The sequence below is a fragment of the Dorea hominis genome (assembly GCF_014287705.1).
Taxonomy (GTDB): Bacteria; Bacillota; Clostridia; order Lachnospirales; family Lachnospiraceae; genus Dorea_D; species Dorea_D hominis.
On the sequence record NZ_JACOOY010000001.1, the window covers coordinates 1 to 13,214 of the forward strand.

The following is a 13,214-nucleotide window of genomic DNA, read 5'->3' on the forward strand; positions in this document are numbered from 1 at the left end:
CTTTCACAATGCTACAGTGAATTGAAAATATTTTTCAGCATATTGACCAAAATTTCAATAAACTATTGTTATTGTTGAAAAATATTTTCAATTCACTGTAGCATTGTGAAAGCTGTTTGATATTATCTTATTTGTATAAAAATTAGATAGTTTTTTCATCTTTTCCACAATTCATACACTTTAAGTTGATCTATTTTAATTTGATTGTACATAAAAAAAACACCTTTTTGTATATTTTGCAAAAAGGTGTTTTAAATCGTATATGCAAATGAATAAAATCTGTACCTTAGTCTTTGGTAAAATCCCCAAAAATTCTTCACTATTTGACATAACAAAATATGACATTTAGTATGCCTGCCAGTAGCATGACTATAATCGGGTTCCATTTTTTCCAGCATAATAATATCAGACAAATCAGAAAAATTACGAAAAGCGGTATATTTATACCAGTGACAGACAGTACACTGCCTGCTTCCAAGAAAGCATTTTTTAAAATACTGACTCCTGCGGAGGCAATTAGTGCGACTACTGCCGGGCGCAGGGATTTCAAAACTCCCTGCAACAAATCTAATTTCCGGTATTTTAAGTATAGTTTCGCAATAGCTGTCACAATAATACAGGACGGAAGGATATTCCCAAGTGTTGCTGCAAGCGCTCCCGGCACTCCTGCTACTTTAATTCCAACAAATGTTGCCGAATTGATGGCGATCGGTCCGGGTGTCATCTGTGATAATGTAATAAGATCTGTAAATTCTTTAACATCCAGCCATCTGTGCGCATCGACGATTTGGCTCTGAATAAGCGGAAGCGCTGCATAACCACCGCCAAAGCTGAATAATCCAACCTGAAGGAAACTAAGGAAAAGCTGGATATAAATCATTTCCGCACCTTCCTTTCAAGCATAGTCCGTATAACACCAAGGATTCCGCATCCGAGAATAATCCAGACGATATTAATTTCCCCGCTGCATGCAAGAAGAAATGAAAGAATCAGAACAAGCAAGGATATCACATCTTTCTCCTTTATAACCGAACATCCCATCCCAAAAGTAACAGAAGCAATCACAGCTCCCACACCCGCCTGCATACCTTCCAGCATCCGTGCAACCAGCAGGTTGGAGCGGAATGCCTGATAGCAGACAGATAATATCGATATAATGACAAAAGGAGGGATAACTGTTCCGAAAATAGCAACGAATGCGCCTAGAATTCCTGCCAGTTTATATCCGACAACAATCGCGCCGTTGACAGCAATTGCCCCCGGCGCTGACTGGGCGATTGCCACAAGATCCAGCATCTCCTCCTCATCGATCCAGTGTCTGGCATCGACAAAATCTTTTTTCATTAATGACACAATGACATATCCACCTCCAAAGGTGAATGTGCTTAAATATAAAGTTGATAAAAATAAAGTCCGAAGTATTTTACTATTCTTTTTTTTCATTGTATTATCCTACTCTTCGTCTGTAGACTCTATTTCACCGTCAAATCCGGCATCTCGAATCATCTGCATTGTAGCATCAATCCCCTGACCGTCTGCGGTCAGATATCCGGATGCGAAAATCGAATCAACAACTTTGAAAAGCGTCGGCTCTATTCCTTTAAAATATACTTCTCTTCCGGCCGCACAACGGATATCAGAAGTCGGGATCATAAGTCTTGCAAGGCATAAAACTTTCATGCAGTATTCCGGTGTAAGTCCGGAAATATCCCTGTCTGCAAGTCGTGTCCCCGGAATCGGAAGCAGGAAATTGATTGGTACAGATTCCGGATGAATTTCACGAAGATCCAGAAGCATGTCCACAACATCTTCTTTTCTCTCTCCCATTCCGATAATACCACCGCTGCAGATCTCAAAGCCGATATCCTGAAGCATATGTATATTTGCCACACGCTGCTCGTAAGTGTGCGTCGTACAAATCTCCGGGTAAAATCTCCGGCTGCTGTTCAGATTATGATTGATCCTGTCCAGTCCGGCATCTTTTAAAAGTCTCGCCTGCTTCTCCGTCAGAAATCCAATAGAACAGCAGATTTGCGTTCCTTTCTTCTTCATTTCCCGGATACGTTCTGCAAGATCTTCAATCTCTGCATCTGAAAACTGAATTCCGCTCAGACCGATACAATGTCTTGCCAGATGCTTGTCATCTACCAGATCGTTATCCCCGTAAAGTTTTTCATCCGAAACACGACGATATTTTTCAATGGCCGCATGCGACTCGCAGGACTGTGCACAATATGCACAGTTCTGCGAACAGTTTCCGCTGCGGACATTAGTCAGAAGCTGTACGCTTACTTTCTTGCCTTTATACTTTGTACGGAGCGCATAGGCACATGCGATCAGATCATCCATGTCTTCCTTTGGAAGATTTAAAATTTTAATTGCTTCCTCTCTCGTAAGTCTCTTTGTCTCATCCCAGTGTTTCAACCATTCTTTCATAGAAACATCTCTCCTTTTATCTTAAGCTTTTTCTTCCTTTTTATTAAATATCTCACGATCCAGCGCCTTGTTCTGATGTGCAACGATTGTTGTACATACAGCATCACCTGTAATATTAACGGCTGTTCGTGTCATGTCAAGAATACGGTCAATACCCATGATCAGTCCGATTGCCTCAACCGGGAGTCCTACAGAATTAAATACCATTGTAAGTGTAACAAGACCTACACTTGGTACTCCGGCCGTTCCGATAGATGCAAGTGTCGCTGTCCCGATAACCGTAACATAATCGGTAAGAGAAAGATGGATTCCAAATGCCTGTGCCGCAAACACAACAGCTACACCCTGCATAATCGCTGTTCCATCCATATTGATCGTCGCACCAAGCGGGATCGTAAAGGACGAAATTTTCTTGGATACACCCATTTTTTTAGACAGCGTATCGATGGAAAGCGGAATGGTCGCATTGGATGTTGCTGTTGAAAATGCAAACGCCATAACCGGGAAGAATTTTTTAATAAATTTGAATGGATTCAGTCCTGTAAATCCTTTTAAAAGTCCCAGATATACAACAAAACACTGCAGGGCAAGTGCAAGCAGGACACCGATCATGTATTTTGCAAGCGGAATGAACGCGCTGAAACCGATATTAGCAAAAGTGCGTGCGATCAGGCAGAACACTCCGATCGGAGCAAGTCCCATAACCATCATTGTCATTTCCATCATGATGTCATTGAACTGACTGAAGAAATTGCTGACTGTCTCTGTACGCTCTCCTAGTTTTGCCAGAATAACACCGACGATCAGTGCAAATACAATAATCTGAAGCATTGTTCCGTTTGCCAGCGCATTCAGCGGATTGTCCGGAATGATATTCAGAAGCGTTTCTGTCAGTGTAGTTGCTTTCATGGACTCCACTTCCGCAGCATTCTGCTGAATACTGCTCATATCCAGTCCTTTGCCAGGATTAATTAGATTACCGACAGATAACGCAACTGTAACTGCAACGGCTGTTGTAAACAGATAAAAAACGAGTGTACGCACGCCGACTGTTCCGAGTTTTTTTGTATCTCCAATCGACATACTTCCACATACGATCGAACAAAATACAAGTGGAACAACAAGCATCTTCATCAAACGGATGAATCCTTGTCCGATTACATATAAAATTCCTTCTACGATTACATCATCTTTGATACTGCTTTTCGGGACAAGATAACATAAAATCACACCAAACAGCGCTCCTGCAAGAAGGGAAATGAATATTTTCGTAGTAAGTCCCATCTTTTTCTTTTCTTTTGTATTACTCATGAGTCTCCTCCTTCCACTCGGCAATGTATTCCTCAAGAGACTGTTTCCATTTCGGCATTTCATATACATCAATGATCCGTAAAATAAAATTATCCAGAACCGCATATGCTGGCCGTACCAGATGTTCTTTAGAATCTGCAATTGAAATCTCTTTTACTTCTGCATGAAGACCTGCCAGAGATAGAATCTCTCTTGCAAAATCATATCGACTGCAAAGTCCTTTACATGTTGCATGATAGGTTCCATATTCATTTGTTGTAATAAGATACAAAATAATACGTGCCAAATCCTTCGCACTGGTCGGACATCCGGTCTCATCTATTGCAGCCTCGATCAACTCTCCATTTCCCGCCTTCCGCAATACACGTGTCACAAAATTATCGCCATGTCCAAAAATCCAGCTGCTCCGAATCACAAAATGTTTGTGTGTAAATTCCCGCACATAATTTTCACCGGCTCTCTTAGAGCGTCCGTACACGGTCTTCGGATTCGTATCATCAAATTCACTGTAAGGCGTATTTTTGTTACCATCGAAGACATCATCTGTAGATATATGGACGATTTTAGCACCGATCTTACGTGCGACGATACTTAAATTTCTTGCACCGAGTGCATTAACACGGTACGCCAGTTCCGGTTCTTTTTCACAAAGATCCATATCTGTGATTCCGGCACAGTTGATGATCACATCCGGACGGTTGATCTCACCAAAGCTTAATACTTCATCTGTCTGTGTGATATCCAACTCATCTTTATCTGTGTTAAAAACTTCCATCTCCAGTGGATCTAACACTTCGTTAATAGCAGTTCCGATCTGTCCTGCCGATCCTGCAATCCATATTTTTAACATGTTTCATCCTCCTCTTTCGTTCCTCATTTACTCATGAAATTACCGGTGTTCCAGAATCGGAAACGCCGATGTATCTTCAGAGATCATTTGAATGATTTCTGAGCTGTTCACACTCATAAACTCATCCTTTTTGTAATCCATTGCAACAAATGCAGCAAACAGCAGAAAGCTTATGAAAAGCCGGAGCCCCAGTGTACCGCTCTTAAATTCCTGCGGCTCTTCATAAAGCAAACGGTATGCCGCTCCATATCTCGGGTGTACCGCCGGAGAGTCATAAGAATCCCGGTACAGTTCCCGTGTCCGCATTAATAATTTCTGCCTTCGTCTTTCTGCTTCATTCAATCCCGGTCACATCCTTTCCACTCTAGGATATGCATGGATATTCGGTTCTATACCTGAAAAGACAGTGCACGCGCATTAGCGGCTTGCCAGTTCTTTTACAATATCTTCCCAGTTCAGTCCTTTTTCAACCATTAATACAATCATATGATAAAGGAAATCCGAGATCTCATACTTCGTCTCTTCTGCACTTGGATTCTTGGCAGCGATCACAATCTCCGTTGCCTCTTCGCCGATTTTTTTCAAAATCTTATCAATTCCTTTATCAAATAAATAATTCGTATAAGAACCCTCTTTTGGATTCTCTTTTCTGTCTACAACGGTATTATAGATGATTTCAAAAACTTCCAGCGGATTTGCTTCGTTATATTCCGTTCCTGCAAGGTGCTGGAAAAAACAGGTCGGATTACCGGTGTGACATGCCGCACCAACCTGATCTACTTTTGCAAGTAACGTATCATAATCACAGTCAATTGTCAGCGACTTGACATACTGGAAATGCCCGCTTGTCTCACCTTTCACCCAGAGCTTCTGGCGGCTTCTGCTGAAGTAAGTCATTTTTCCTGTTTTGATCGTCTGATCAAATGATTCTTCATTCATATAGGCTAACATCAATACTTCTCTCGTCTTATAATGCTGTACAATAACCGGGATCAGCCCCTGCTCATTTGTCTTAAACTGTGAAAATTCCATAATACTTTCAAAAGAAGTCATCTGGATGCCTTCCTCTGAACACTCTTTCTTAAATTCCACAAAATCCATATCCGGCTGACTGACATATTTTCCTGAAAGCCCTTTCACTCCCGGACATTTAAGTATCTTGAATAACTCCGGTTTTTCCAGCGTATCTGTTACGATTACACATGGAATATCCGTTACGTCCATAACCGAATTAAGATCCAGACGATGCATGAACACAATCTCACTGGAATATTCATCAATCAGATGCTGATGTTTGAAAAGCGCATCAAAATCATTCAGCGATACTGCAATTTTCTCTTTTCCAAAACGTTTTGCCGCCTCTTCCACTGCCTTCGCACTGTCCGGTTTGGAAAAATTCAGCATTGCACGCTTTGCTCCGGCATACAAAATCTTCTTTACATCCTCCTGCCGTTTGATATTACCACCCGCTACCATTGGGATACGGATCAAGCGATTAATACGGCGCATCAAGTCAATGGCTTCTTCGTGCTCATCATCAGATGTAGAAAGATCGAACACAAGCAACTCATCTGCCCCGTGATCGCTGTAGTATTTTGCAAGTGCGATCACATCGTCCTGTAATACGCTCTTATCATTAAACCATTTTACAGCCTTCCCACCTGCAATAAAAATGCAGGGAATCAATCTTTTATAACTCATATATGTTCAAAAACTCCTTTAAAGACTTCCTTTTGTCGTCCACGCTTCTTTGATCCGTGGTTCATCCATAGTTGCCATATCAAGCGCTTTTCCAAAACTTTTGAAAAGTGCTTCAGCCATGTGATGATTGTTCTCACCATCCATAATCTTAAGATGGATGTTCATTCCTGCGCTGTAAGAAACAGCATAGAAAAATTCTTTCACCATCTCTGTGTCCATATCACCAATCTTTGGAACTGTAAATTCTGCATCATAGCGAAGGTATGGACGACCGGACAAATCTACCGCGCAAAGTGCTAGCGTCTCATCCATCGGAAGGATCATATTCCCAAAGCGTTTGATACCGACTTTATCTCCGATGGCTTTTAAAATGGCATTTCCTAGCACAATTCCTGTATCTTCGATCGTATGATGACTGTCTACATCCAGATCGCCATTTACTCGAACAGTCAGGTCGAACAGTCCATGTCTTGCAAATCCGTCCAACATATGGTCAAAAAATCCAATCCCCGTATGAATATCGTTATTTCCGGTTCCATCCAGATTCAGCGTAATGGAAATGTCGGTTTCTTTTGTTTTTCTTTCACAAGTAACGATTCTGCTCATTTTTTACATCCTCCTTACTTCTTCTCAAAACGTACTTTGATGGAATTTGCATGTGCTGTCAGATGTTCTGCTTCTGCAAATTTTTCAATATCGGTATGGATCGCACCAAGTGCCTCCTGTGAGTAAGCAATAATGCTTGATTTTTTAATAAAATCATCAACAGAAAGCGGTGAGAAGAATTTTGCTGTTCCGTTTGTCGGAAGGACATGGTTCGGTCCTGCAAAATAATCTCCAAGCGGTTCACTGGAATATTCGCCAATGAAAATAGCTCCTGCGTTGCGGATGCGTGTCATAATGTCATACGGATTCTTTGTCTGGATCTCCAGATGTTCCGAAGCAATCTCATTCGCAATGTCAATCACTTCTTCCATGGTATCTGCTACCAGTATGTATCCATAATTATCCAGTGATTTGCGGATGATCTCACTTCTGGAAAGTTCATTTAAAAATCCGTCTACTTCTTCAGATACCTTCTCTGCAAGCTTCTGGCTGGTTGTCACTAAAATTGCAGAAGCGAGCTCGTCATGTTCTGCCTGGGACAGAAGATCCGCAGCTACATAGCGTGGATTTGCTGTCTCATCAGCGATTACAAGGATTTCACTTGGGCCTGCTATCGCATCAATGCTTACATGTCCGTATACAGCACGCTTTGCAAGTGCAACATAAATATTTCCAGGTCCTACAATTTTGTCAACCTTCGGGATACTCTCCGTTCCATAAGCAAGTGCAGCGATCGCCTGTGCGCCGCCGACTTTATATACAACATCAGCACCTGCTTCATGTGCTGCAACCAGTGTTGTCGGTGTGACTTTTCCGTCTTTTCCCGGAGGTGTTACCATTACGATTTCGTCAACTCCTGCAGCTTTCGCTGGTGCGATATTCATAAGGACAGAAGACGGATAAGCAGCTTTTCCGCCTGGTACATAGACGCCGACTCTCTGAAGAGGTGTAACTTTCTGTCCAAGCATTGTTCCATTCGGTTTGCTCTCAAACCAGCTGTTCTGACGCTGTCTCTCGTGATAATCACGGATATTAAATAATGCCTTGCGGATAATACCTGTTAACTCTTCGCCGACTAATTCGTAAGCTTCTTTAATCTCTTCTTCTGTTACTTTAATATTCGATGCATCAATCTTTGCTCCGTCAAATTTTTCTGTATATGTAAATACAGCCGCATCTTTTTCGCTGCGTACATGATCCAGGATTTCTGCAACACCCTGCTCATATTTGCCATAGTTATTCGGACTTCTCTTTAAAAGATCCTCCAGCAGATTCATTTTTATATTCTTATCGAGATGCTGTATTCTCATTTTTATCACTCCTATATTCCTATATCTGTGCGCGTAATTTCATTAATAATGCCTTAATTCTGTCACTCTCCATACGCATGCTTACCGGATTGACGATCATACGCGCAGACAGTGGGCAAACTTCCTCCAGCACTTCCAGACCGTTTTCACGCAGTGTGGAACCCGTTTCTACAATATCCACGATCACTTCAGAGAGACCAACGATCGGTGCCAGTTCAATCGAACCGTTTAATTTTACAATCTCCACAGTCTGGTGTTTTGTGTTGTAGAAATAGTCTTTTGCAATATTCGGATATTTTGTTGCGACACGGATCAGCTCATGATGTTTCAATAACGGTATTGCATCTTTATAACCGCACACACACATTTTACATTTCCCATAACCAAGATCCAGAACTTCATGAACTTTACGTCCCTCTTCAAGGATCGTGTCTTTTCCGACAACTCCGATGTCCGCTGCACCATATTCTACATAAGTCGGTACATCCGGTCCTTTTGCAAGGAAGAAGCGAAGCTTCAATTCTTCATTTGTAAAGATCAGTTTTCTGGAATCTTTGTCTTTCATCTCTTCACAGGTTATACCAATTTTCTCAAACAGTTCCAGCGTCTGTCTTGCCAGACGCCCTTTTCCAAGGGCAAATGTAAGATATCTCATAGTAAAAACTCCATTCTCTTATATATTATGATGTGGTCTTCTTTCCGTTTCCGGCAATCTTGTGTTCACCTGTCACAAGATTGATCATGACCACTTCTCCATCTTCTCTTATATATACAAGGTTTCCTGCATAATACTCTTTTCCATAAGTAATATATTCTTCCAGGATCTTGCCATCCGCTTTCTTGATCAGTTCCACATTCTTTGCTTTGTTACGGAAATCTTTTGCAAGCATAACCGCCTGTTTTGTCTTCCCTTCATCATATAAAATAATCGTATTCTTTCTTGTATATACGATGCGGAGTTTCTGTCGGTTCATCGCATTCATCAGCTCATCAATGACAATTGCAAATCCAATAGAAGGTGATTTCTTACCAAACTTCTCCAACAGATGGTCGTAACGTCCACCTTTTACGATCGCATCTCCGGTTCCAAAAGTATAACCGCGGAAAACAATACCGGTATAATATCCGTAAGTTCCTGTCATGCTCAGATCAAATGTTACAAATTTTTCCATTCCATATAATTTTAGAATGTCGTATATATGTTCCAGACGTCTGATTGCCATAATACCGGCAGAGTTAGGCGCAAGATCTTTTGCCTGGGAAAGGATCTCTACTCCGCCAACCATTTCTCCAAGTGCTGCAAAAGCTTCCTTGGAGCTTCTCTTTACAAGAATACTGTCCAGATATTCTTCCACACCGAAATAATTCCGGTTATTGATTAGTTCAATGACGCGTTCTCTTGCATCCTCATCCAGCGATGCATCTTCAATCAGGCTCTGGAAGAAATCAACATTCCCCACGCTGATTTGAAATTCCTTCACGCCAATTGTAAGCATCGATTCAATCACAAGTGCAAGCATCTCTGCATCTGCTTCCACGGAATCATCACCAATCAGCTCTGCGCCCATCTGTGTGACTTCTCTTAATCTCCCCTGATAGTTGGAATGATTAATAAATGTATTACCTGTATAGCAAAGCCGAATCGGCACTTCTTCCTCACCAAACAGTGTTGCTGCTGCTCTTGCAACGGACGGTGTGATATCTGGCCTCAGTGCAAGTGTATTTCCATCTTTATCAAAAAACTTATATAAATCTTTGGATGCCGTTGTTCCGATTTCTTTACGAAACACATCAAAATATTCAAACATCGGTGTCTGGATATCATGATAGCCATATAAATGGAACGTCTTCTTTAAACGGCTCTCCAGTGCAAGTTTCTTTCCGCATTCTACATTATATATATCCCGGACTCCTTCCGGTGTATGCAATACTTTCTTCATATGACCTCCTGTTAGCTCTTTCACTTTAGCGTGCTAATACGTTAAAACCCTTTCCGTATTATATACATTTTCTGATTCTTTGTCAAGTATATGACAAAGCCTGCCATTACTTCTGTTTCTGCTCCCGGACATCCAGGTCTTTATTAATCCCGTCCAGATACGGAACAAGACTTCCACGCCTTAATTCCATAAAAAATTCCGGATCCAGTTCTTCCAGACGGAAGCTTTTTCTGCCGCCTTTTTTTGCACGGTTCCAGAACTTCATCATTTCTTCATAGCGCATATAATACAGTATATTTTTTGCTGAATAATAAAGCAAAAAAAATGCAATTCCTTCCTGTTTTTCAAATCTGCCCATAAACTCTATCTGATGCTCATGGATATTCTGTAATGGAAAGGTATCTGCCACACATTCTTTTGCATCAAAGCATACCGGAATGCCCTGCACAACACCGATATAATCAACTGTACTTCTCTGTTCAAAATATGCCAGTGTGATCTGCCGGTGTTCCTTATCCATGCGGACCGGCGTGATCGGTGTCGGGATCTTCTGGATCAGCGCCAGATTTTTTTCCATATAATATTCATTGGTCCGGTTTACGAAATCCTCTAATGTTGAACCTCTAAGACCTCTTGAGTTCCATGTTCCCATGTTATCTCCTTTATGATTTTATAGAAATCTTCCGGAACCGGAGCTGTAAACGTTCGCCCGGAAAGTTTCTTTAATGTCTTATTCATCTCCGGCATTACAAGTTCATATGCATGCAGCATCTGTCTTGTCTGTGCTGTCTTCATTCTTCCGTTCCATTTCCGGTTCCACTTTGGATCACCATACTTCGGATCACCAAGAAGCGGATGTCCCTGCCATGCCAGATGTGCGCGGATCTGATGCGTCCGTCCGGTGATCAGATGCACTTTCAAAAGTGTTATTTCCTGATTCCATGCAACCGGAACATATTCTGTCTCGATTGGAACTGCATCAGCGCCGGCCTGTTTTGCAATTCGCACCTGGTTGGTCGCTTTGTCTTTCTGTAAATAGCCGCAGATATGTGCTCTTTTATCGATTGTTCCTTTCACAAGACAGAGGTAATATTTTTTCAGTGTCCTGTCTTTGAAAAGTTCTGAAAGCTTCTGTAATCCCGCCAGACTTTTTCCGGCAGTAATAAGGCCGCTCGTATTCCGGTCCAACCGGTTGCAGATGGATGGTCTGAATGTCTTAAGATCATCTTGCCTCAAAGCTTTCGTTTCAAGCAAATGTTCCATTAAATATTCGACAACCGATACATCCGAAGGCTTTGCTTTCTGGGATAGCACCCCGGCCGGTTTGTTATAAAAAACAACATCTTCATCTTCGTACACAACAGGCATCTGGATCTTTGGAAGCTTTTTCTTACTATGTGCAGTTTCCTGCTTTCCGGTAAATTTCTCCAGTGTTTCATCAGCAAGAAACAGTTTCACCTGATCCCCTTTTTTTAACTTTTCACTACCTGTTGCCTTTCTGCCGTTCAGCACAATATTCTTCTTACGCAGCATTTTATACAGGAAACTTCCCGGAGCTTCACTTAAATATTTCTTTAAAAATTTATCGAACCGCTGTCCGGATTCATTTTCCTTAATATATATTTCTCTCATACACGATTCCTTATATAAATATTTTACATGGATGTTGTCAGAAGGAGATGCCGTATCCGCCGTTCTCTTCTCCGGTTATCCGGCTTCTCGATTGCTGCAATACTGTTCATTCCCTCCGCACGTGATAAAAACGCAACATAATCATGAAAAACTTTTACAGTAACTTTCTCATATTTATGGTTGTGAAGCATTTCCTTAATATATCTTGCCGCCTTTGTCTCATCCGTTTTTTCATTGCTGGTGTAGCCGCACACCGTATGTCCGGAAATGACGATTGCATCTACCTGCATGACTTTTTCCGGACTTGTAATGACAAGATCATAGACTCTTGTCAGAAGGGGTGCTTTTTCTTCAATTTCTTTGCACTTGTCCGACGCAATGCTCTGATAAGGAGCCATTGTAATATACTCAACAAGCATCTTTGCAGCCGGAAGACATCCGACAACTGCTACTACAGTGAGCAAGTTCATGCGGGAACCACTCTGTACAATACCGATCACAACAAGCGCTATGACCACTGCAAATTCAATGACCGCCCAGAGCAGATATTTTGTTTTGCGGAAACGGATATATCCCGGACGTCCTTTTTCAATCTTCATTTATTATTATCCTTCTTTCCTGTTATTCTATCCTCTTTTATCAATCAGCATGCCTGATACGAATCAGATTCCATTTAACTTACGCATCAAATATGCGCTAAGAACATCCGGCAGCAATTTTCCTGCAATTCTGGCAACTTTCATAGATGTGCCGTATACAGAAACACATCTACGATCCACCGCATCCAGCAATGCTTTTCTGGCAACCGCTTTTGGATCCACTTTTGTAACTTTGTTACTTTTTCCAAGAAGTTCACCGCTGTGTGCAAAAAATTCTGTGTCCACAGGACCCGGGCACACCACTGTTACAGATATCTCCGCCGGTTTCCATTCCTCGCGGATCGCCATGGACAGACGGTAAACATATGATTTTGACGCAGAATATATTGCAAATCCCGGCTGTGGTGCGAATGCCGCTGCACTCGCCAGATTGATCACGCGGCTTCCTCTGCCAAGAAACGGCCGGCAGAGCAGAAGCATTCTTGTAAGACTCTGACAATTCAGTTTTACCATGCGAAGTTCTGTATCCTGCTCTCTTTCTCCGAAACAGCCGGACAATCCGCAGCCCGCGCTGTTAACAAGTATCCGGATCTCTGCATTTTTACGTTCCAGCTCTTTTTCGATTCTTTCATAAATATAATCTCGGTTCAGATCTCCGTCAAAGATCCGTACCGGAACAGTAAATTCCTTTTCCAGTTCCTGCAGGCGCTCTGTTCTTCTTGCCACAAGCCAAATCTCATCCAGATTCCGGTACAGTTTTACAATCTGTCTTGCAAATTCTCTGCCCATGCCAGAAGAAGCTCCTGTTACTAATGCAATTTTCATAGGA

At 41.8% G+C, this 13,214-nt stretch carries 15 protein-coding genes; all 15 read right to left on the bottom strand.

Annotated features, from left to right (window positions below; all coding sequences use genetic code 11):
* Positions 1-319: 319 nt before the first annotated feature.
* Positions 320-880 (bottom strand): chromate transporter, encoded by a 561-nt coding sequence (locus H8S07_RS00005; RefSeq protein WP_021860960.1) that lies wholly within the window; start codon positions 878-880, stop codon positions 320-322.
* Positions 877-1,443, bottom strand: coding sequence for a chromate transporter (locus H8S07_RS00010; protein WP_118519363.1), 567 nt, complete (start codon positions 1,441-1,443; stop codon positions 877-879). The genes H8S07_RS00005 and H8S07_RS00010 overlap by 4 nt, the downstream gene beginning before the upstream one ends.
* 9 nt (positions 1,444-1,452) lie before the next feature.
* On the bottom strand, positions 1,453-2,436 hold the full coding sequence (gene bioB, locus H8S07_RS00015; protein WP_021860958.1) for a biotin synthase BioB: 984 nt from the start codon (positions 2,434-2,436) through the stop codon (positions 1,453-1,455).
* Positions 2,437-2,457: 21 nt separating this feature from the next.
* Complete coding sequence (locus H8S07_RS00020; protein WP_021860957.1) at positions 2,458-3,747, bottom strand: dicarboxylate/amino acid:cation symporter; 1,290 nt, start codon at positions 3,745-3,747, stop codon at positions 2,458-2,460.
* On the bottom strand, positions 3,740-4,597 hold the full coding sequence (rfbD, locus tag H8S07_RS00025) for a dTDP-4-dehydrorhamnose reductase (protein WP_186855185.1): 858 nt from the start codon (positions 4,595-4,597) through the stop codon (positions 3,740-3,742). The genes H8S07_RS00020 and rfbD overlap by 8 nt, the downstream gene beginning before the upstream one ends.
* Positions 4,598-4,636: 39 nt before the next feature.
* Complete coding sequence (locus H8S07_RS00030; RefSeq protein ID WP_117537197.1) at positions 4,637-4,939, bottom strand: hypothetical protein; 303 nt, start codon at positions 4,937-4,939, stop codon at positions 4,637-4,639.
* Between the two features lie 75 nt (positions 4,940-5,014).
* On the bottom strand, positions 5,015-6,298 hold the full coding sequence (gene hisIE / locus H8S07_RS00035; RefSeq protein WP_021860454.1) for a bifunctional phosphoribosyl-AMP cyclohydrolase/phosphoribosyl-ATP diphosphatase HisIE: 1,284 nt from the start codon (positions 6,296-6,298) through the stop codon (positions 5,015-5,017).
* An 18-nt stretch (positions 6,299-6,316) separates the two neighbouring features.
* The gene (gene hisB / locus H8S07_RS00040) at positions 6,317-6,904 is read right to left on the bottom strand and encodes an imidazoleglycerol-phosphate dehydratase HisB (RefSeq protein WP_186855186.1); all 588 of its coding nucleotides are present in this window, start codon (positions 6,902-6,904) and stop codon (positions 6,317-6,319) included.
* Positions 6,905-6,918: 14 nt separating this feature from the next.
* Entirely contained in the window at positions 6,919-8,214 is a 1,296-nt protein-coding gene (gene hisD / locus H8S07_RS00045) for a histidinol dehydrogenase (protein ID WP_186855187.1), read from the bottom strand.
* Between the two features lie 19 nt (positions 8,215-8,233).
* Positions 8,234-8,869, bottom strand: coding sequence for an ATP phosphoribosyltransferase (gene hisG, locus H8S07_RS00050; protein WP_021860457.1), 636 nt, complete (start codon positions 8,867-8,869; stop codon positions 8,234-8,236).
* Positions 8,870-8,894: 25 nt separating this feature from the next.
* Entirely contained in the window at positions 8,895-10,154 is a 1,260-nt protein-coding gene (hisZ, locus tag H8S07_RS00055) for an ATP phosphoribosyltransferase regulatory subunit (protein WP_118519370.1), read from the bottom strand.
* Between the two features lie 106 nt (positions 10,155-10,260).
* Positions 10,261-10,806 carry a Holliday junction resolvase RecU gene (locus tag H8S07_RS00060; RefSeq protein ID WP_021860459.1) on the bottom strand — a complete coding sequence of 182 codons (546 nt, stop codon included), beginning with the start codon at positions 10,804-10,806 and terminating at the stop codon, positions 10,261-10,263.
* Complete coding sequence (locus H8S07_RS00065; protein ID WP_118519371.1) at positions 10,764-11,786, bottom strand: RluA family pseudouridine synthase; 1,023 nt, start codon at positions 11,784-11,786, stop codon at positions 10,764-10,766. The genes H8S07_RS00060 and H8S07_RS00065 overlap by 43 nt, the downstream gene beginning before the upstream one ends.
* Before the next feature lie 23 nt (positions 11,787-11,809).
* Entirely contained in the window at positions 11,810-12,385 is a 576-nt protein-coding gene (locus tag H8S07_RS00070; protein WP_021860461.1) for a hypothetical protein, read from the bottom strand.
* 63 nt (positions 12,386-12,448) lie between these two features.
* The gene (locus H8S07_RS00075; protein ID WP_118519372.1) at positions 12,449-13,210 is read right to left on the bottom strand and encodes an SDR family NAD(P)-dependent oxidoreductase; all 762 of its coding nucleotides are present in this window, start codon (positions 13,208-13,210) and stop codon (positions 12,449-12,451) included.
* Between the last annotated feature and the right edge of the window lie 4 nt (positions 13,211-13,214).

Excerpts from the sequence above, each read along its gene's own strand:
- hisD (WP_186855187.1), bottom strand. The coding sequence starts at position 8,214 with ATGAGAATACAGCATCTCGATAAGAATATAAAAATGAATCTGCTGGAG.
- H8S07_RS00075 (WP_118519372.1), bottom strand. The coding sequence starts at position 13,210 with ATGAAAATTGCATTAGTAACAGGAGCTTCTTCTGGCATGGGCAGAGAA.
- H8S07_RS00010 (WP_118519363.1), bottom strand. The coding sequence starts at position 1,443 with ATGAAAAAAAAGAATAGTAAAATACTTCGGACTTTATTTTTATCAACT.
- H8S07_RS00060 (WP_021860459.1), bottom strand. The coding sequence starts at position 10,806 with ATGGGAACATGGAACTCAAGAGGTCTTAGAGGTTCAACATTAGAGGAT.
- hisIE (WP_021860454.1), bottom strand. The coding sequence starts at position 6,298 with ATGAGTTATAAAAGATTGATTCCCTGCATTTTTATTGCAGGTGGGAAG.
- H8S07_RS00070 (WP_021860461.1), bottom strand. The coding sequence starts at position 12,385 with ATGAAGATTGAAAAAGGACGTCCGGGATATATCCGTTTCCGCAAAACA.
- bioB (WP_021860958.1), bottom strand. The coding sequence starts at position 2,436 with ATGAAAGAATGGTTGAAACACTGGGATGAGACAAAGAGACTTACGAGA.
- rfbD (WP_186855185.1), bottom strand. The coding sequence starts at position 4,597 with ATGTTAAAAATATGGATTGCAGGATCGGCAGGACAGATCGGAACTGCT.
- hisB (WP_186855186.1), bottom strand. The coding sequence starts at position 6,904 with ATGAGCAGAATCGTTACTTGTGAAAGAAAAACAAAAGAAACCGACATT.
- H8S07_RS00005 (WP_021860960.1), bottom strand. The coding sequence starts at position 880 with ATGATTTATATCCAGCTTTTCCTTAGTTTCCTTCAGGTTGGATTATTC.
- hisZ (WP_118519370.1), bottom strand. The coding sequence starts at position 10,154 with ATGAAGAAAGTATTGCATACACCGGAAGGAGTCCGGGATATATATAAT.
- H8S07_RS00020 (WP_021860957.1), bottom strand. The coding sequence starts at position 3,747 with ATGAGTAATACAAAAGAAAAGAAAAAGATGGGACTTACTACGAAAATA.
- hisG (WP_021860457.1), bottom strand. The coding sequence starts at position 8,869 with ATGAGATATCTTACATTTGCCCTTGGAAAAGGGCGTCTGGCAAGACAG.
- H8S07_RS00065 (WP_118519371.1), bottom strand. The coding sequence starts at position 11,786 with ATGAGAGAAATATATATTAAGGAAAATGAATCCGGACAGCGGTTCGAT.